The organism is Pseudomonas sp. AC463, from assembly GCF_979253585.1.
The window spans coordinates 19,630-38,720 of record NZ_CEEDDZ010000029.1 but is presented as its reverse complement, the minus strand read 5'-3'; the positions used below and the strand labels follow the sequence as shown (position 1 = coordinate 38,720).

Here is a 19,091-nt window from a genome sequence, read left to right as displayed (position 1 = left end):
CCGGCCCCCAGTGCCCTGATAAATGCGTAAAAACAGGTGGTGCTTTCTCGCAGAAAGCGGATTTACCCCGATTTATCGCTGAATTTTGTCACTTATAGAGTGAAAGCCCCCTCGTTCGGGTTTTTATACTGCACGCCCGCTGATCCCGCAGGACGGGCCTGTCCACGAAACAGGCCCGGCGGGATCGGTGGTTCATCCAATAACAAGACGAGGTTGTACCCCTATGCCAGTTGGCAACCCACTGCCCCATGGCGAGACCGCTTCCGGCGGCCCGCTCAAACGCGAACTTGGCGAACGGCATATTCGCCTGATGGCCCTTGGCGCCTGTATCGGTGTCGGCCTGTTCCTGGGCTCGGCCAAGGCCATTGAAATGGCCGGCCCGGCGATCATGCTGTCGTACATCATCGGTGGCCTGGCGATCCTGGTGATCATGCGCGCCCTCGGTGAAATGGCCGTGCACAACCCGGTCGCCGGTTCGTTCAGTCGTTATGCCCAGGATTACCTGGGCCCGTTGGCCGGCTTTCTCACCGGCTGGAATTACTGGTTCCTGTGGCTGGTAACTTGCGTCGCAGAGATCACCGCCGTGGCGGTGTACATGGGCGTGTGGTTCCCCGACACGCCGCGCTGGATCTGGGCCCTGGCGGCACTGATCAGCATGGGCACCATCAACCTCATTGCGGTCAAGGCCTTCGGTGAATTCGAGTTCTGGTTCGCGCTGATCAAGATCGTCACCATCATTGCCATGGTGATCGGCGGCGTCGGCATCATTGCATTTGGCTTCGGCAATGACGGCGTGGCGCTGGGTATTTCCAACCTGTGGGCCCACGGCGGCTTTATGCCCAATGGCGTGCAGGGCGTGTTGATGTCCCTGCAAATGGTGATGTTCGCCTACCTGGGCGTGGAGATGATCGGCCTCACCGCCGGTGAAGCGAAGAACCCGCAGAAGACCATCCCGAGTGCCATCGGCTCGGTGTTCTGGCGCATCCTGCTGTTCTACGTGGGCGCGTTGTTCGTGATCCTGTCGATCTACCCGTGGAATGAAATCGGCACCCAGGGCAGCCCGTTCGTGATGACCTTCGAGCGCCTGGGCATCAAGACCGCCGCCGGTATCATCAACTTCGTGGTGATCACCGCCGCGCTGTCGTCGTGCAACGGCGGCATCTTCAGCACCGGGCGCATGCTCTACAGTCTGGCGCAGAACGGCCAGGCCCCGGCCACGTTCGGCACTACCTCCAGCAATGGAGTGCCGCGCAAGGCGCTGCTGCTGTCGATTTTTGCGCTGCTGCTGGGCGTGTTGCTCAACTATCTGGTGCCGGAAAAAGTCTTCGTCTGGGTGACCTCGATTGCCACCTTCGGCGCGATCTGGACCTGGGTGATGATCCTGCTGGCCCAGCTCAAGTTCCGCAAGAGCCTGAGCCCGACCGAGCAAAAAGCCCTCAAGTACCGCATGTGGCTGTACCCGGTCAGCTCGTACCTGGCGCTGGCGTTCCTGGTGCTGGTGGTGGGCCTGATGGCGTACTTCCCCGACACCCGCATCGCGCTGTACGTGGGCCCGGTGTTCCTGGTGCTGCTGACGGTGTTGTTCTACGTGTTCAAGCTGCAACCGACCAACGCAGCGACGGCACCGGCGCAGTCCGCCTGATGCCCGGGATGGCCCGCCGCATGCAGCGGGCCATCCACCCTAGCGGGCCTGCGCGGCCCGCTGGAGGGATTGGTCCAGGCGCTTGTTGAATTCCAGCCACACCGCCAGCATCACCATCAACGCAGCGCCGACCATGGCGGTCAGCAGTTGCATCAGCACCGCATCGCCGGTCATGGCGTTGACCATGTCGGCCAGGGGCGCGAGCACCACGCCCAGGCAAAACACTTCCAACGAATAACGGCCCATGCGGCAGGTGTGTTGCGCCAGCCAGTTTTCGGTCCAACCGCGCCCGGGCAACAGCTTGGCGGTGACGTAGGCCAGGGCCAGGAAGTGCAGCAGGCGCAGCGGCGACAGGTCGGTCTTGCTGATGGGGTAAAGCAGGTCGCTGAGCGCACTCGGCATCAGCGCGTCGTGCACCTCGGGCCAGCGCCACGACAGGGTCAATATGCCCGCCAGCACGGTGTACAGCGCCGCCGCCATGAACAACGGCTGGCGCACCAGCGGGCGGGTTTCGGCGGGGCGCTCGCGCCCGGCATGCAGCGCGGCCGCGCCACCGAGCACAAACAGGAACTGCCAGGTCACCGGGTTGAAGTACCACACGCCATCGGCAATCGCGCGCAGGTTCCAGCCCATCCAGGGTGCCAGGAAATACACCGTGGCCGACAGGGCCACCACCGCCCAGGTCTTGCGCAGCATCAGTGGCAACACCAGCGGCAAGCCCGCGAGCAGCACGATATACAGCGGCAACGGGTCCATCAGGTTGGGTTTGAAGCGCAGCAGCAGCTCATCGGTGAGGGCCTGCTGCGGGTGGGTGACGAAGTGCGTCAGGCCCATCTCTTCCACCAGATCGCGGGTTTCCACATGGCTGTTGGCGAAGAACACAATGCCCATCAGCAGCGCCAGCAGGAAGATATGCACCACGTACAACACCCAGGCACGGCGCAGGATTTTCAGCGAGGCAATCCAGTAGCCGTCGCGTTGCAGGATCTTGCCGTAGGCCAGCACGGCGGCGTAACCGGCGAGGAACACAAACACCTCCGCCGCATCGCTGAAACCGATGTTGCGCAGGGTGATCTGGCCGAGGGGATTGTGGGGGACGTGATCCCAGAAAATGAAGATCAACGCCAGGCCCCGAAAAAAATCGATGCGCGGGTCGCGTCCGTTCAACATGGCAGCGGGCTCTTGAACAAAAGGTTTAGTAGTGACAGGCGAACGCGCGGGTTGTCGTGCGCCGCACGTCGGGCGGGCGCAGGGTGGCGGTATTTGGGGGCAATTGCAAAGGTTGGGTATTACTGAATGTCTCTAGATCGCCTGCTGATCGAACGTTGTTCCATTAACGGCATGCGGAAGCGTTAAGCATCGACATGCCGTTTTTTGGGGGCCGTTTTAGAACGCGTCCATCAGCAACGTCCTTTTAGGCGGCTGCGTTTTCATGCGGCTCAAAACTGTCCGCCCGCGCCATCTGCCACATGCGCGAATAGAACTCGCCATTGACCTCGCCGGTGAGCAATTCCCCGGGCTTTAAGAACACATGCAGCTGCGAGAACAATTTGATTTCGGTGGCCGACATGCGTCGCACCAAGTGCTTGGCCGACAGCTGCGAGGGATGGTCCAGGCCCGCCGCGGCGAGCATTTCGGCCAGGGCCTTGAGGGTGTTGCGGTGGAAGTTGAACACCCGCTGGGCCTTGTCCGGGACCACCAGGGCGCGCTGGCGCAGTGGGTCCTGGGTGGCAACGCCGGTCGGGCATTTGTTGGTATGGCAGCTTTGCGACTGGATGCAGCCGATGGCGAACATGAAGCCGCGCGCCGAGTTGGCCCAGTCGGCGCCGATGGCCAGCACGCTGGCGATATCGAAGGCGCTGACGATCTTGCCGCTGGCGCCAAGCTTGATTTTGTCGCGCAGGTTCAGGCCCACCAGGGTGTTGTGCACAAACAGCAGGCCTTCGCGCAGCGGCACGCCGATATGGTCGGTGAACTCCACGGGCGCGGCGCCGGTGCCGCCTTCCTTGCCGTCGACCACGATAAAGTCCGGGAGGATGCCGGTTTCGAGCATGGCCTTGGCGATGCCCATGAACTCCCACGGGTGGCCCAGGCAGAACTTGAAGCCCACCGGCTTGCCGCCGGACAGCTCACGCAGTTGCGCGATGAACTGCATCAGCTCGACAGGGGTGGAAAACGCGCTGTGACGCGACGGCGAGACGCAATCCTCGCCCATCAGAATGCCGCGGGTTTCGGCAATTTCCTTGGTGACTTTGTGCTTGGGCAGGATCCCGCCGTGGCCCGGTTTGGCGCCCTGGCTCATCTTGATTTCGATCATGCGCACTTGCGGGTTCTGCGCCTGCACGGCGAAGCGCTCGGGGTCGAAACGGCCGTCGCTGGTGCGGCAGCCGAAGTAGCCGCTGCCCAGTTCCCAGGTCAGGTCGCCGCCGTGTTCGCGGTGGTAGGGGCTGATGCTGCCTTCGCCGGTGTCATGGGCAAAGTTGCCGAGCTTGGCGCCCTGGTTCAGCGCGCGAATCGCGTTGGCACTCAGGGAGCCAAAGCTCATCGCGGAGATGTTGAACACCGAGGCCGAATACGGCTGCGTGCACTGCGGGCCGCCGACCATCACACGGAACGCGCTGGGGTCGCTCAGTGGCGCGGGACGCATGGAGTGGCCGATAAATTCAAAGCCCGACTGGTACACGTCGATCAGGGTGCCGAAGGGTTTGTCGGCGCTTTCGTTCTTGGCGCGCGAATACACCAGCGAGCGCTGCGAGCGGGAAAAGGGCAGGGCGTCGCTGTCGGATTCGAGCAGGTACTGGCGGATTTCCGGGCGGATGGCTTCCACCAGGTAACGGATATTGCCCAGGATCGGGTAGTTGCGGCGTACCGCGTGGGGGCTTTGCAACAGGTCGAACAGGCCGATCAGGCTGAGGACGCCGGTGACCAGTGTGATCGGCCACAGCCATTCATGTTGGATAAAGGGGAGGCTGGCGAGGGTGAAAATGACGCAGACGGCAAAGAACGCGTAACGGCTTAGTAACGACAGGCTCATGCGGTTTTTCCTCAGGTTCAACTCTAAAGGTCGATGCGCCATTCTGCGCCTGTCGGGAAAGCCACAACAACCGCTAAGGGCATTCAGCGTCTGAGCATCCTCGGAATGGCCGAGCCAAGGGTGGGCAACCGGCGACTGTCGGTGACCTCGAAGGTGGCCTGGTTGTCGGTGGTGGAACTGCCGCCGACGAACACCGTGAACGTACCGGCTTCGATCACGGGCAACAGGTGCTCGTTGAGCAAGGCGAAGTCTTGCTGGTCGAGGATGAACTCCACGGTGCGGGCTTCGCGCGAGGCCAGGTGCACTTTGCGAAAACCGCGCAATTGGCGCACCGGGCGGGTCACGCTGGCGACGTCGTCACGCAGGTACAGCTGCACGATTTCATCACCCGCACGTGGGCCGGTGTTGCTCACGGTGACCCGCACCGTCAGGGTCTGGGTCGACGCCAGGTGCTTGCTGCTGAGGCGGGGCTTCAAGTAGGTGAAGGTGGTGTAGCTCAAGCCGAAGCCGAAGGGGTAGGCGGGCGTCGAGGGCAGGTCGAGGTAGCCGGACTCATACAGGGTTTTGCCGGTAGCCGGGCGGCCGGTGTGCCTGTGGGCATAGTAGAGGGGCACTTGCCCCACGCTGCGGGCGAAGGTGATGGGCAGCTTGCCGCTGGGGTTCACGTCGCCAAACAGCACGTCGGCCACGGCGTGCCCCATCTCACTGCCGAGGAACCAGGCTTCCAGGATCGCCGGCGTGTGGTGGGCGCTGCGCGAGAGTGCCAGCGGCCTCCCGTTCATCAGGACCAGCACCACCGGCTTGCCGGTTGCCCGCAGCGCGTGCAACAGCGCGTCCTGGGCGCCGGGCAGGCCAAGGTCGGCACGGCTGGCGGCTTCGCCACTCATGCCGGCGGTTTCACCGAGCACGGCCACCACGACATCGACCTGCCGGGCGGCCTCTTGCGCCGCTGCGATGCCTTGGGTGTCCGGGCTGGTGGGTGACGCGCCCGGTTGGTAGAGCACTTGGGTGCGGGAAGACACCGCGCGCTGTATGCCTTGCAATACCGTCACCGAGTCTTCGGCGCGTGCGGCCGGGGCCCAGGAGCCCAAGGTGGCCTGGGCGTCGGCGGCCAGGCTGCCGACCACCAGCACGCGATGCAAGTCTTTGGGCAAGGGCAGCAATGCATCGGTATTTTTCAGCAGCACGATGGATTTTTGCCCCGCCTCGCGGGCCAGGGCGCGCAGGGCTGGGGTGAGGGTCTGGGCGCGCTCGCGGTCGGGGTCGCTGTAGCGATAGGGATGCTCGAACAGGCCCAGGCGCTGTTTGGCCCGCAGCACGTTGCGCACGGCGTCGTCCACGCTGCTCGACTGTACCTGGCCGCTGCGCACCAGGTCGGGCAGGTAGCGGTTAAACGACTGGCTGGCCATGTCGATGTCGATACCGGCGTGCAAGGCCTGGCGCGCTGCATCAGCGGGGCTGGCGGCCACGCCATGGGCAACCAGTTCAGCCACGCCCATCCAGTCGCTGACGATGATCCCGCTGAACCCCCAGCGGCCACGCAACAGGCCTCGGAGCAAGGCTGCGTTACTGTGCATGGGCGTCCCGGCGAGTTCTTCGAACCCGGGCATCACCGCATCCACGCCGGCCTCCACCGCTGCCTGGAAGGGCGGCAGGTAGACCTCTTTCAAGCTGCGCTGCGACAGGTCGGCACTGTTGTAGTCGCGCCCGCCTTCAGCGGCGCCATAGGCGACAAAATGCTTGGCGGTGGCCAGCATGAAGGACGTCTCCGGCGGCCCGTCGCCGTGAGTCCCGCGCACCCGGGCCACCGCGAGTGCCGAGGCGAGAAAGGGGTCTTCGCCGGCGCCCTCGACTACCCGCCCCCAGCGTGGGTCGCGGGTGATGTCGAGCATCGGCGCAAACGTCCAGTGCACCCCTGCGGCCGTGGCTTCTACGGCGGCGGCGCGGGCAGTGCGCTGCGTCAGGTCCGGGTCCCAGGCCGCCGCCTCGGCCAACGGCACCGGGAATGCGGTGCGAAAACCGTGCAGCACGTCAAAGGCAAACAGCAGCGGGATATGCAGGCGCGAGCTTTCCACCGCCGCGCGCTGCAATTGCAAGGTTTGCTCGGCGCCGTAGGTGTCGAGAATCGAGCCCACGGTTTTGATTGGTAGAGGAAGTTCGTTGTCCAGGTCTATCAACGGGCCTGTGGGCATGCCTTTTACGCGCAACTGAGTGAGCTGGCCGACTTTTTCTTCAAGGGTCATTTGCCCCAGCAGTTGCTCGACCAGGTCGTCCTGAGCGAGGGCCAGCAGCGGAAAACAGGCGAGCAGCAGTGTCGCGAGACGAACAGGCATGGCAGCCTTCCATGGGCGGTGAGCGTGCTGTTGAGTGTTCGGCGGGCAGGCAAAACCGTCTACTGTCAGAACTGACAGTGCGTGACGGTTTTCAGATAGGTGGCAGTGCAGTCAGGCGTTTTGCGCCTGGAGGAAAATCGAGAACAGCTCCGACTGGGATTTGATCCCGAGCTTGCTGTACATGTGTTTCTTGTGGACCTTCACGGTCTCCACCGAGATCTCCAGTTTGCGTGCGATCTCCTTGCTGGAGCAGCCGCTGAGCATCAAGCGGCCCACATCCAGCTCGCGGGCGGTGAGGTGCGCGCCCCAATCGTCATTCTGCATCGGCGGCTGCGGGGCGCTGACCTGCTGCAGTTCATGGGGCAGGCGCTGGCGCAGCAGGCTCAGCACCCAGGGCTGGATCAGCGACAGCAGGGCGATCTGCTGCGGGTCAAAGCGCTGCTTCGAGCCCAGGGACAGGCACAGGGTGCGGCCGTCCGGCAGCTGGCAATTGAACTGGATTTCATCCGCCACCACGTTGAGGCGGAAGTAGCGTTGGTAGTATTCGGTGAGTTCGAAATGCTCCGGCGCCACTTCGGCCAGGCGAAACAGGCCGGTGCGCGAGTGCTCGCGGCTGGCGATGTAGAAGGGGTCGAGCAGGTAGAGGCCGTTGAGGTAGTCCTGGAACAGCTGGTCCGGCGTGCCGTCGGCGCCGGGGCATTCGGCGAACACCAGCGGGCGATGCTCGCTGCTGAAGAGCAGCACGACCCAACTGTCGAACGCGACGTATTGGTCAAGCAAACGCACCAGCTGGGTCCAGAAGTTGGCCTGGTCGAGGGCGTCTATCATTTGCCCCACCGAGCGGTGCCAGGCGATGTCTTGCAGCGAAACGGTCATTCGTCTACCCCCATAGGGTTACCCCGGCGGCGTGATTTCCCACGCGGGTGCGGCTGCGCATACTGCGCCACAGTTAAAACAACAGGAATTCCCATGAAGGTCGAATTTGCCCAGTTGGCAGGCCGCGATAACGGCACAGCTTACAACCTTGAGCGGGCGTTGGCGGCGATTGCTGCAACGGCCGCCGACACGCAGTTGATCGTATTCCCGGAAACCCACCTGATGGGCTTCCCTTCGGCCGAGACCGTCGCCGACATCGCCGAACCGCTGGATGGCCCGACCGTGCAGGCCGTGATCCAGGCCGCGCGTGCGCGCAACATCGCTGTGGTGATCGGCATGGCCGAGAACGACGGCGGCCACTTCTATAACACCACCGTGCTGATCACCCCCGAGGGCATCGCCCTGCGTTATCGCAAGACCCACCTGTGGGCTTCGGATCGCGGCGTGTTCACCCCGGGCGATCGCTACGCCACCTGTGTGTGGAACGGCGTGCGCGTGGGCCTGTTGATCTGCTACGACATCGAGTTCCCGGAGACCGCCCGCGCACTGGCGCAGCTGGGCACTGAATTGCTGATCGTCACCAACGGCAACATGGACCCCTACGGCCCCACGCACCGCACCGCAATCATGGCCCGCGCCCAGGAAAACCAGGCGTTCGCGTTGATGGTCAACCGCGTGGAAGAAGGCGATGGCGACCTGTTGTTTGCCGGTGGCAGCGCGTTGGTGGACCCGTTCGGCACGCTGCTGTTCGAAGCCGGGCGTGATGAAGGGCAATTTGCGCTTGAGCTGGATCTGGACCAACTGGCAACGGCGCGCAAGGACTACCGCTACCTGGACGACCAGCGCTTGAAATTGCCGGGTGAGGTGATCGAGCGCAGCGATGGGACGCGCGAGCTGTTGATCCCGAAACACTGACCCACCTGTGACTCAGGCCACAGTTGATGGCCGTAACCATAAAAACAGCGACAGCTTCACCGACTTCAGTTCTGCCATAAATCTAATAATTGCGCGGAGAATCGCTCATGGCTCGTTTGCAACGCACCCTGTCATTAGGGTCGGTGGTGCTGTTTGGCATCGCCTATATGACGCCGATCATTGTGCTCGGCACCTTCGGCATCCTGGCGCAATCCACCGCCGGCATGGTCCCCGCCGCTTACCTCGCGGCACTGGTGGCGATGTTTTTTACCGCCATGAGTTACGGGCGCATGGCCTCGGCCTTCCCCGTGGCGGGCTCGGCCTACAGCTATGTGCGCAAGGCTATCAGCCCCAAGCTGGGCTTTATCGCCGGTTGGGCGGTGTTGCTCGACTACCTGTTTTTGCCCATGGCCATCTGGCTGATCGGCGCGGCGTACCTCAACTCGGCATTTCCGGCCGTGCCGCAATGGGTCTGGGTGCTGGCGTTTATCGGCATCACCAGCGCGATCAACATCGTCGGCCTCAAGCTGGCCAACGGCATCAACGCCCTGTTGATGCTGGTGCAGGCCTTGGTGCTGATCGCATTTGTGGTGCTGTGCATCCACTACATCGGCGGCGACGCGAGCAAGCCGCTGTGGACGATCGCCCCGTTCTTCAACGGCCAGATGCAACTGCCGCTGATCATGAGCGGCGCGGCCATCGCCTGCTATTCGTTCCTGGGCTTTGACGCGGTCAGTACCCTGACCGAAGAAACCCGCGACCCACGCCGCACCATCCCCCGGGCGATCATGTTGATCACCTTGATCGGCGGGTTGATCTTTGTCGGCGTGTCCTACTTTGTGCAGATCGCCCATCCGTCGTTCGAGTTCGCCAATGTGGATTCGGCCGCGTATGAAATCGCGCGCAATATCGGCGGTGACCTGTTTGTGTCGATCTTCCTGATCGGCCTGATCGTCGGCCAGTTCGCCTCGGGGCTGTCGGCCCAGGCCAGCGGTTCGCGGCTGCTGTTTGCGATGGGCCGCGACGGGGTGTTGCCCAAGTCGTTTTTCGGCACCTTGCATGCGCGCTTCGGAACGCCGGTCAACAGCATCCTGCTGTGTGCGGCGGTGGCGTTGCTGGCGTTGAAGCTGGACGTGACCACCTCCACCTCGTTCATCAACTTCGGCGCGTTCCTGGCGTTCAGCCTGGTGAACCTGTCGGTGATCTTTCACTACTGGATCGGCGCCAAGCAGCGCGGCGTGCGGGAGTTGATCCTGTTCCTGGTGTTTCCGGCCATAGGCCTGGCGGCGGACTTGTGGTTGATGGTCAGCCTCGATCACTTGGCCATTTATCTGGGCCTGGTGTGGCTGGCGGTCGGCCTGGTGTACCTGGGCTTCCTGACGCGCGGCTTCTCGCAACAGCCGCCGGAGATGGATTTCCAGGAAGCTGCATAGAAGTAGAACGCCTATTCTTATTGCAATAGGTTCTCGTTTGGGTGGATTATTTATGTTACTGTATAACGTAATTAATCCACCCATACGCCCCGGAGGCCTTATGAAAGCTGGTATCCATCCCGACTACCGCACCGTGCTGTTCCACGACACCGCCGCCGACGTGTTCTTCCTGATCGGCTCCACGGCCGACAGCGACCGCACCCATAAACACAGCGACGGCAACACCTATCCCTACATCCCGCTGGACGTGTCCAGCGCCTCGCACCCGATCTACACCGGGCAACAGCGCAAGACTCAGGCTGAAGGCCGCATCGCCGGGTTCAACAAGCGGTTTGCAGCCTTTGGTTCGAGCCCGAAAAACGCCGAGGCGTGAGGGCAACAGGTTTCACCTCGAAGGCCGCTCCAGTTTATGGAGCGGCTTTTTTTGTTCCGGGGGAAACGACCGCTCATCGCTACATCTCACTGCCTATTCAGCAGTCAGTTGGTTATCTGAAAAACCACTGTAGAGTTGCTTTTTAACGAATAACGTTAAGCATTAAGCAATGATAAAAAGCTTTAAATGCGCCGACACCAGAACGCTCTTTGAAACCGGTCGAACCCGGCGCTGGTCAGCCATCGTTTCAGTGGTGGAGCGCAAGCTGAGTATGCTCGCTGCGGTGGTGGACCTTTTCGATTTGCGATCACCGCCCGGGAACAGGCTGGAGCAGTTGTATGGTGACAGAGAAGGGCAACATAGCATCCGAATCAATGGTCAATTCCGGATCTGTTTCGTTTGGGGGCCTAACGGCCCGGAAAACGTTGAAATTTGGATTACCACTGAGGTGAATCATGTTTAAAAATGGCATGCGACCCGTACATCCCGGAGAAATTCTCAAGGAAGAGTATCTGGAGCCGCTGGGACTTACTGCAGCGGCCCTTGCAAGGGCATTGCACGTTTCAGCGCCCACGGTGAATGACATCGTATTGATGCGTCGCAGCATCAGTGCGGATGTCGCATTACGTTTGGCAGCAGCATTTGAAACCTCTGCCCAGTTCTGGCTGAACCTGCAAACAGCCTATGATCTGCGCACCGCAGAAATCGCCAAGGGTGCTCAGATTTTTAAAGAGGTCGAGAGGGTTGCGCATTGTGCGTGATGCGGTAGACCGTTCTATTCAAACCCGGTGAAAACCGGGTTTTTAATAGCTGATAAAAATGAGTGATGTTGATGAGCCATCACTGGTGTAAAAAACCGACTAAACTCCTCAGTAATCGCCAGGAGGCCACACCCACAACTCTAAGGAACACACACCGACGATCCGAGGTGTCCCATGGGAGAGTCAGTTACTGTCACCGATACCGAGCGTGCCGTGGTACTGCTGATCGACGCCCACCCGCACGTACTCCATAGCCTAACGCAACTGCTGCATCTGGAGCCCTTCGACCTGCACAGCGCCACTTGTGCGAATGACGCACTGGCGATTCTCGGCCGCCAACCCGTCGACCTGGTAATGAGCGCCGCGCGCCTGCCGGACATGGATGGCGCCTCGTTGCTGGCGCATATCCACCAGCACTACCCGCACACCGTGCGCATCCTGCTGACCAGCGAGACCGATCTGACCCTGATCGTCAAAGCCATCAACGAAGGCGAGATCTACCGCTACCTGAGCAAGCCCTGGAATGACGAGGAGTTGTTGCTCGCCCTGCGCCAGTCCCTGGCCCATCAGCATTCGGAGCGCGAACGTGAGCGCCTGGAGCAGTTGATCCAGCAGCAGAACGATGAACTCAAGCACCTCAACGCCAGCCTGGAAAAGCGCGTGGTCGCGCGCACCAGCGAACTGCAGCAGACCGCCGACATGCTCGACCTGGCCTACGAAGAACTCAAACACAGCTACGCCACCGGCGCCGAGGTGTTTTCGCTGCTGGCCAACCTGCGCCTGCCGCGCGCCAAGCAGACCAACCGCCAGATCATCGACGTGGTGCGCACCTGGTGCGTGGCCCACAGCGTGGACGAAGCCAGCAACCGCGACCTGACCATGGCCGCCGCGCTCTACAACATCGGCAAGTTGAGCTGGAGCGACAGCATGATGGCCTCGCCCTCGGACCTGCTGCACGGCAGCGACCGTGAGCGCTATCGCGCCTATGCCACCCAGAGCGAATCGCTGCTGATGGCCCTGGAACCGATGAAGGACGCCACGCGGCTGATCCGCCATCACCAGGAACGCTGGGACGGCAGCGGCTTTCCCGACCACCTCAAGGGCGAGGCGATCCCCGCCGGTTCGCGGCTGCTGAAGCTCGCAGTGGACTTTATCGAACTGCAAAAGGGCCTGATCCTCGAACGCCAGATGAACAGCGATGAAGCCCTGCTGTACATCCGCAAATACGCCGGGCGCCTGTATGACCCGGCGATGGTCGAAGACTTTGTGCAGGTGTGCGCCACTTACGTTAACGACGTGACCCTGGGCGACCCCAACGTCAAGGTGCTCGGCACCCGCGAGCTGGAGGAAGGCATGGTGCTGGCGCGCAGCCTGAATGCCGACAACGGCATGTTGCTGCTCAATGCCGGCAAGGTTTTGAACCTGCCGCTGGTGGACAAGCTGATTGCCTTCGAGGCCATGGAGGGCGCCCGGTACAGTGTGTTTATCAAAACCAGCCCTGCGCCGCTGCTCCTATAAACCCCAGACTTTATGTTTGCTCCCGTGATAATCAATGATCCCCTTGAAGATAAAGACGTCTTTACCGTCTTCTTTCGCGGTTTTCTCAAACGCCATTCGCCAGCGACCCCGGCCGGTCCCGGCATCTAGTTGGGGTAAATCCATATAGGTGTAGTTGCCGATTTTTTTGCGACTCACACGGCCTGCCTGAATATCCTCAATGATCTCGTCAACCTTGGCTCGGGCATTGTCAGGCAACAGCGGTAGCTGCGTTTGTGCCAGTTCATCGAGTCTGACGATGTTGACCGCTGGGTCGCTGGGCGGCACCGGTGTGGGGAGGGAAGGGGGCTCGGAGCTGCCGGGCAGCCGTTCAACTTTGTGGGTTTGCGCGCGGGTGTTGGTGAACTCCAGCGGCGTTGAGTACCGCGGTATGTTGTTTTCAAATTCGGTAACGCTGAGGCTGTCGATGGCTTTAACCCCTGGGGCCGGGCCAGTGTCTTTACCACGGGACAACGCAATGTAGGGTATGCCGGACTTTTTGAAACTGTCGGAAAAAGACTCGACGCCCAGTTCAGCGAACAGCTCTTTTTGCCTGTTGTTTCTGAAGGTGGCTAATGCGCCAAGTATTTGCGGCTCCGAGAACAGATAGTTCAGCGCTTGTTCCGGTGTGAGTCGGTAATCCGAGGCAGTTTTTTCGAGGATCTGCCTGCGTCCCTTTTCATTTAAAAAATCATTCAGCGTGTCGGCGCGCCAGGTGGAAATTTTAAACCTTTGGTCAAATTTATTGAGGTTGTTTAACTGCCTGCTGGTGAAGGCATAGCCGACAAACACCGCCTGGGTGTCCGGGTCTTGCAGGCTGATGGATGACTTCAGGTGTTTTGAGAAGTCCTCGTTTTTGCCCGCAATTCTTTTTATTTTTATGAACAGATCGTCTTTTTCCAGCGGTGAAAGTTTGATCGCGCCCTCCAGCGCGTCGGTTGTCCTGTTCAGGTGCGTGTAAATATCCGCGTCGAAATCGAGGGTCAGTAAGCTCTCACGCAATCGGCTGGGAGAAATCCCGCCGCGTTGGCCCCAGACGATTTGACGAAATGTGGCCTCGTCTACATTCAACTGGCGTAACGCGTTATCCAGCAACTGGCGTTTCTGTGACGCCGTCAGCAGTGGCACGATGGCTTCGCCCCTGCTGGTTGAAAATACCCGAAACGCCGCGAGCAGGTCGTCGTCCAGTTGCTCTTCGACCGTGCGCCCTCTCAGCACGCCGAGCACCGGGCCGCCGCCGACGGTGGTTCGCTCAAAACGTGGCATCCAGCTTTTGGCATCCCCCGGAACCACCATGAAATCGGCGTTGTTGCCTGCCGGGTCTTTGACAAAAACTGCGCCGTCCTCGACGTAGGCCGAGTACAGGTAATAGCGGCTGTCGTCGCCCTGCATCGCGATGAATTGATTGTTGTGATGATCAATAAAACTCGGTGCGCCTTGGCGGCGCGACAGCGTGTAGTGATGGGTGTGTGCGAAATCTTCGACGTCAAACAACGCGTCAATCTGTTTGGGCAAACGGTACTGCGCAACATCGACCCAGGCCGGTGTCAGCGGTCGTACCGAGGCGGTCGAGAGTGCGATGGAGAGCTTTTGGTCCACACCGATTTTTCTGACCAGCCCCGGGATACCGCGTCCCAGTTTCTGTGCGTTGCGCAGCCCTCTGGCGATGGCGCGAAACAGCAACCGCCGCATGGCTTTGACCAGCGACAGGCCGAGCAGGAAGTCGGCGGCGTCGACGGCAAATAAAAATCCATTGACCGCCGACTCTCGTGCAACTTGCGCGTTGCTGCGGGAACGGTAGTCGGCATGGGATAGTTGAAAACCCAGTTGCGCCGAATACAGGTAGGCCTGTAAATCGCCGGTTATCGGGGTCACCGTGTAACGGTTCGCACTGCGTGTATCGCTGAAGATTCTCGTCAGTTCCTCGGCGTCACTGGTGGCTATCCGCTCGGTGAAATAGGTGCGCCATTCGGGTTTGGCCTTGAGTGTGTCCAGCTCTCTCAACCCGTTGACGAGTTCCCGGAACGGGGCGTCATCCGGTGCGTCCGGGGTGTAAAGCACACAGACACCGCCAGGGCGGGTGCCGCGTCGCTGGATAACCAGCACGCCATTGAGCGGCTGGCCGCCCTGGCCACGCACCAGCCCCGCGCCCATCACTACGGCGTGGGCTTCGATAGCGAAGCCGCCGACCAGCGGGCGCGTGGCCGGATCGGGGTGTTGGATGACGGCTTGTATCCAGTCGAACCCACTGCCGGGCGTCTTGAACGTAAACAGACCGTTGATCGCCGGGTTCAGTCGGCTCTCAAACGCGTCTTTGCGCATCTGCGCCACGTTCGCGTTTTGCCAGGCAGTGGCAAAAACGGCCCCCGCTCCCGTTCGCGAGAACGCTAAGCGCAGGTACTCGTCATACTGTGCGGCCACGTTGGCCTGTTGGGCCAGCGCGCGCAAATCTGTGGTATTGAGCGTGCCGAGCTTTTTTCCGGAGGTATCGATGAGGTCGGCACTGGCGGTGGTGGTTCGGTGTAGCTCATGGGGCGACCACGGCTCGACATTGCGCCTTGCGTAACTGCCCAGTGTGCGCAAATCCACCACCACTCGGGTGCTCCAGGTGCCCAGGGTCAGTTGTCTGTGCTTTAAAAATTGGGCGATGTCTATCGCCGGGTCTTCGCTGATGAAGACCGTCTCGGAGACGGCGTCACGATAGCCAGTGACGCGTATTGGCATCGCGTTGCGCACGCGCAGCCTTACCAGGCTTTTGTAGGGCGCCAGGTCCGCGTTGGCATAGGCCGGTTTTTGTGTTTTCAGCACCCGGCTGACCGCTAGTTCGGAAAAAGAGGCGAATGTCGAAATCTTCTCAAGGAAGGGCAGCAGCGCCTCATGCCCATCGATCATGGCCGTTTCAAGTTGCCGGTACTGCGCCTGATCGGTCGGGTTGGCCGCATTCAGCCAGTCGGGGACACGTGGCGCTGCCAGGCGCAGGTTGCGGGCCGCCAGGGCCACGGACACATCCAGCAGCGAGGACAGATCTGCCGCAAGGTTCAGCTCGCCCGTCACCGGCAAGGTAGCGTTGCGCAGGGCTGCGCGTACAGCAAGGCTTTGCTTGATCCGCAGCGAATGGACACCGACGGCAATTACATCGGTGTCAATCACCGAAGGCTTGGTTGCCAGCGCGGGCCAATCGCCCGGTTCTGCGCCAAGTGCCGGCATCACGGCGGCGGCCAGCCGCTGGCCTGACGATTCGCCTGCACGCAGGCGTGCCGCCACGGTTTGATTCAACTGCTGCAAGTCCTTGAATTCCTCGAAGCCTTCGCCCGGGGTGTAGAGCACCACAGTGCCGACGGGGGGGGGTGCTGCGGTGGCGCTGATGATGAAGGCTGCGGCGAACGTACCGTCGTTTTCCAGCATCAGTCTGTAGACGCGAGGTCTTTGGTCAACAGCCAGGGCTTGTTCGCGCGCCGCCGCCGTGGGGTATTTCAGCACCGCGTCGGCCAGCGTCCGTGCTTGCGCCGAGAGCGTGCCGTCAACCGTGCGCAATGCCAACTGATGGGCCAGCACCTGGCGACGCAGGGCTACCAGTTGGCCCTCGGTATCACCCCAGAACTCGTTCAGCTTCACCAGGAAAACCACTTCCAGCATGCTCGCCAGCGTCGCCGTGGGGCTGACAGGAGACAGGCGTTTGCTCTCATCCAGGATCTGGCTTTCCCGGTAGAACGCGCCGCTTTCTTGTGTCAGGTAGGCGTTTGCATCGGGGCCCCTTAATGTGCTCAGCAGCGACCCCAGCGGTTCGCTGCTGAGCAGGTGTTTCTGGCCCTGCTCATCCTCACGGTAACGGCTGTAAAAAATCTGGTTGGGGTTGATGGGCCGGCGTAACTCAGGAAACACCGCGGCCAACTGCTGTTGAAACACGGTCTCCAGATTCGGCTGCTCCAGGAGCAGTTCGGCGGTTCTGGCATTGAGCCTGGCCAGTTCCTGGACAAGAAACGCTTGTTGTTCGTCGACGGGGATTGCCGGTGGTACCACCGGCAGCGTCACGGGCTGCATGGACATAGGTGAACTCATGAAGGGCTGGGTCTGAGTCCCGAGTGTAGGGTTGGCGTCAAAGGGCGCTGCGGTGCATGTGTGTGGGCGCACATACCGCTTCGATTGCTTGCTGGCGACGTGCGTGTGATCCTTTGCGCCTTTTCCCCTGAGGCGCTTATTTCATGTCTACGACTATCCGTATCGCCGCCGCCCTGTTGATCGGCGCCGACGGCCAGACCCTGCTGGTGCGCAAGCGCGGCACCAAGGCATTCATGCAACCGGGTGGCAAGATTGACGCCGGTGAACAACCTGCGCAGGCCCTGGCCCGTGAGTTGTTTGAAGAACTGAACCTGCGTATCGAGCCGAGCGACGCGCTCTACCTCGGCAAGTTTTCTGCACCGGCCGTGAACGAGCCGGGCTTTACCGTGGAAGCCGAGCTGTTCCAGGTGCAGATCGATGTCGCGGTCACCCCCGCTGCGGAGATCGAAGAAGTGCGCTGGATCGACCCGGCCGGCGATGGCGGCCTGCTGCTGGCGCCCTTGACACGTGACCTGATCCTGCCGTTTTATCGAGCATCGCTGGCCACCCCGGCCTGACGCAGGCGCCAAGGACTGAACCGTGATCCCGCTCAACGAATTGCTGATTTTCGCCGCTGCAAGCCTGATGCTTGAACAGCGCCGCAGCGCATGAGCATCCGCACGCTGGGCGCCGCCGATGCCGAGGCCTATCGGGCGTTGATGCTGGAGGCCTACGGCGTCTATCCACAGGCCTTCACCTCCAGCGTCGCCGAGCGTGCGGCGATGCCGTTGAGCTGGTGGGAAAAGCGTTTGGAGAGTCGGCTGGATTGCTTGCTCGGTGCCTATGTCGGCGCTGAACTGGCCGGTATTGTCGGCCTGGCCTTCGAGCCCCGCGAGAAGGCGTGGCACAAGGTTACCCTGTTCGGCATGTACGTGAACGGCGCCCATCAGCAGCGGGGCCTGGGCCGCAAGCTGGTCGAGGCCGCACTCGACGAAGCGCGGCGGCACCCACGCCTGCAGGTCATCCAGCTGACCGTCACCGCTGGCAACGCCGCCGCCTTTGCCCTGTACCAGCGCTGCGGGTTCATCCAGTACGGCCTGGAGCCACTGGCGGTGCGGGTGGGCGAAGACTACTTCGACAAGATCCACATGTGGCGTGAACTCAAGGCCAACTGAGAGCCAATGTGGTCTCAACGCACCACGCTGACCCCATCCAACGTCGAAAACGACGTGTCTTTGGCCGTCAGCAAAAAATCGCGCATATACGGCGCATCCAGCATGTCGGCGCGGATCCCCGCGTACAGCGTCGCAAACAAACCTTTCTCGCCCAGGCGCTTGGCCTTCACGTACCCGCGCGAGCTGTATTCATGCAGCGCCCAATGCGGCATGCCGCATACGCCACGGCCGCTGGCCACCAATTGCATCATCATCACCGTCAGCTCCGAGGTGCGCACCTGGGCCGGTTCGACGTCGGCCGGCTCCAGGAAACGGGTGAAGATGTCCAGGCGGTCACGCTCCACCGGGTAGGTGATCAAGGTTTCCGTCAGCAGGTCTTCGGGCACGATGTAGGACTTGTTCGCCAGCGCGTGCTGGTTGGCCACCGCCAGCATGGCTTCGTAGGTGAACAGCGGCACATAGGTAATACCCGGCAATTCCTGCGGGTCGGACGTGACCACCAGGTCCAGGTCGCCACGGGCCAGGGCCGGCAGCGGCGCGAAGGCAAACCCGGAGGCAAGGTCCAGCTCGACTTCCGGCCAGGCATCGCGGAACTGGTCGATGGTCGGCATCAGCCACTGGAAGCAACTGTGGCACTCGATCGCCATGTGCAGCCGCCCGGCAGTACCGCCGGCTAAACGTGCGATATCGCGCTCGGCACCGCGCAGCAGCGGCAGGGTGGCGTCGGCCAGTTGCAGCAGGCGCAGCCCGGCGCTGGTGAAGCGCAGCGGCTTGGTCTTGCGCACGAACAGCGGCATGCCCAGGCGCTCTTCAAGTTCCTTGAACTGGTGGGACAGCGCCGACTGCGTCAGGTGCAGGCGCTCGGCGGCATCAACCAGGCTGTCGGCTTCACGCAGGGCGTGCAGGGTCTTGAGGTGGCGGATTTCGAGCACGGGCTCTCCATGAATACAATTTGTGAAGAATCTGAATGGCGTG

At 61.6% G+C, this 19,091-nt stretch carries 14 protein-coding genes and 1 pseudogene; 9 read left to right on the top strand and 6 right to left on the bottom strand.

Going from position 1 to position 19,091, the window contains the following annotated elements; all coding sequences use genetic code 11:
* Positions 1-223: 223 nt before the first annotated feature.
* Positions 224-1,642 carry an amino acid permease gene (locus tag AC0IYH_RS26960; protein ID WP_116628513.1) on the top strand — a complete coding sequence of 473 codons (1,419 nt, stop codon included), beginning with the start codon at positions 224-226 and terminating at the stop codon, positions 1,640-1,642.
* Positions 1,643-1,681: 39 nt separating this feature from the next.
* Here the strand turns inward: AC0IYH_RS26960 and AC0IYH_RS26955 are convergent, their stop codons facing one another.
* From AC0IYH_RS26955 to AC0IYH_RS26940, 4 genes are all read right to left on the bottom strand, one after another.
* Complete coding sequence (locus AC0IYH_RS26955; protein WP_471837105.1) at positions 1,682-2,812, bottom strand: OpgC family protein; 1,131 nt, start codon at positions 2,810-2,812, stop codon at positions 1,682-1,684.
* Positions 2,813-3,056: 244 nt separating this feature from the next.
* Positions 3,057-4,676 carry an FMN-binding glutamate synthase family protein gene (locus AC0IYH_RS26950; protein ID WP_471837103.1) on the bottom strand — a complete coding sequence of 540 codons (1,620 nt, stop codon included), beginning with the start codon at positions 4,674-4,676 and terminating at the stop codon, positions 3,057-3,059.
* Positions 4,677-4,759: 83 nt separating this feature from the next.
* On the bottom strand, positions 4,760-7,009 hold the full coding sequence (locus AC0IYH_RS26945) for a glycoside hydrolase family 3 N-terminal domain-containing protein (RefSeq protein WP_471837102.1): 2,250 nt from the start codon (positions 7,007-7,009) through the stop codon (positions 4,760-4,762).
* Positions 7,010-7,120: 111 nt separating this feature from the next.
* Positions 7,121-7,885 carry a helix-turn-helix transcriptional regulator gene (locus AC0IYH_RS26940; RefSeq protein WP_471837101.1) on the bottom strand — a complete coding sequence of 255 codons (765 nt, stop codon included), beginning with the start codon at positions 7,883-7,885 and terminating at the stop codon, positions 7,121-7,123.
* Positions 7,886-7,978: 93 nt separating this feature from the next.
* Between AC0IYH_RS26940 and AC0IYH_RS26935 the strand changes: the two genes are divergently transcribed.
* The 6 genes and pseudogenes from AC0IYH_RS26935 to nosR all read left to right on the top strand — a co-directional run bounded on the left by AC0IYH_RS26935 (position 7,979) and on the right by nosR (position 12,885).
* Positions 7,979-8,800, top strand: a complete 822-nt coding sequence (locus AC0IYH_RS26935) for a carbon-nitrogen hydrolase family protein (protein ID WP_116628508.1) — start codon at positions 7,979-7,981, stop codon at positions 8,798-8,800.
* Between the two features lie 107 nt (positions 8,801-8,907).
* On the top strand, positions 8,908-10,233 hold the full coding sequence (locus AC0IYH_RS26930) for an APC family permease (protein ID WP_116628507.1): 1,326 nt from the start codon (positions 8,908-8,910) through the stop codon (positions 10,231-10,233).
* A gap of 100 nt (positions 10,234-10,333) precedes the next feature.
* Positions 10,334-10,606, top strand: a complete 273-nt coding sequence (locus AC0IYH_RS26925; RefSeq protein WP_122773590.1) for a type B 50S ribosomal protein L31 — start codon at positions 10,334-10,336, stop codon at positions 10,604-10,606.
* A 169-nt stretch (positions 10,607-10,775) separates the two neighbouring features.
* Positions 10,776-11,053 (top strand): annotated as a pseudogene (locus AC0IYH_RS26920) (type II toxin-antitoxin system RelE/ParE family toxin).
* An 8-nt stretch (positions 11,054-11,061) separates the two neighbouring features.
* On the top strand, positions 11,062-11,367 hold the full coding sequence (locus tag AC0IYH_RS26915) for a HigA family addiction module antitoxin (RefSeq protein WP_116628505.1): 306 nt from the start codon (positions 11,062-11,064) through the stop codon (positions 11,365-11,367).
* 174 nt (positions 11,368-11,541) lie between these two features.
* On the top strand, positions 11,542-12,885 hold the full coding sequence (gene nosR, locus AC0IYH_RS26910) for a response regulator c-di-GMP phosphodiesterase, NosR family (protein WP_471837098.1): 1,344 nt from the start codon (positions 11,542-11,544) through the stop codon (positions 12,883-12,885).
* On the opposite strand, the gene AC0IYH_RS26905 is transcribed toward nosR, so the two are convergent.
* Positions 12,880-16,950 carry a dermonecrotic toxin domain-containing protein gene (locus tag AC0IYH_RS26905; RefSeq protein ID WP_471837097.1) on the bottom strand — a complete coding sequence of 1,357 codons (4,071 nt, stop codon included), beginning with the start codon at positions 16,948-16,950 and terminating at the stop codon, positions 12,880-12,882. The genes nosR and AC0IYH_RS26905 overlap by 6 nt on opposite strands.
* Positions 16,951-17,105: 155 nt before the next feature.
* Here AC0IYH_RS26905 and AC0IYH_RS26900 point away from each other — a divergent pair, with 155 nt between their 5' ends.
* Both AC0IYH_RS26900 and AC0IYH_RS26895 read left to right on the top strand, forming a co-directional pair.
* Positions 17,106-17,519: an NUDIX hydrolase gene (locus AC0IYH_RS26900; protein WP_471837095.1), complete on the top strand. Its 414-nt coding sequence runs from the start codon at positions 17,106-17,108 to the stop codon at positions 17,517-17,519.
* Positions 17,520-17,609: 90 nt separating this feature from the next.
* Positions 17,610-18,116: a GNAT family N-acetyltransferase gene (locus AC0IYH_RS26895; protein WP_471837093.1), complete on the top strand. Its 507-nt coding sequence runs from the start codon at positions 17,610-17,612 to the stop codon at positions 18,114-18,116.
* Positions 18,117-18,130: 14 nt separating this feature from the next.
* On the opposite strand, the gene metR is transcribed toward AC0IYH_RS26895, so the two are convergent.
* Positions 18,131-19,048: a transcriptional regulator MetR gene (metR, locus tag AC0IYH_RS26890; RefSeq protein WP_471837091.1), complete on the bottom strand. Its 918-nt coding sequence runs from the start codon at positions 19,046-19,048 to the stop codon at positions 18,131-18,133.
* Between the last annotated feature and the right edge of the window lie 43 nt (positions 19,049-19,091).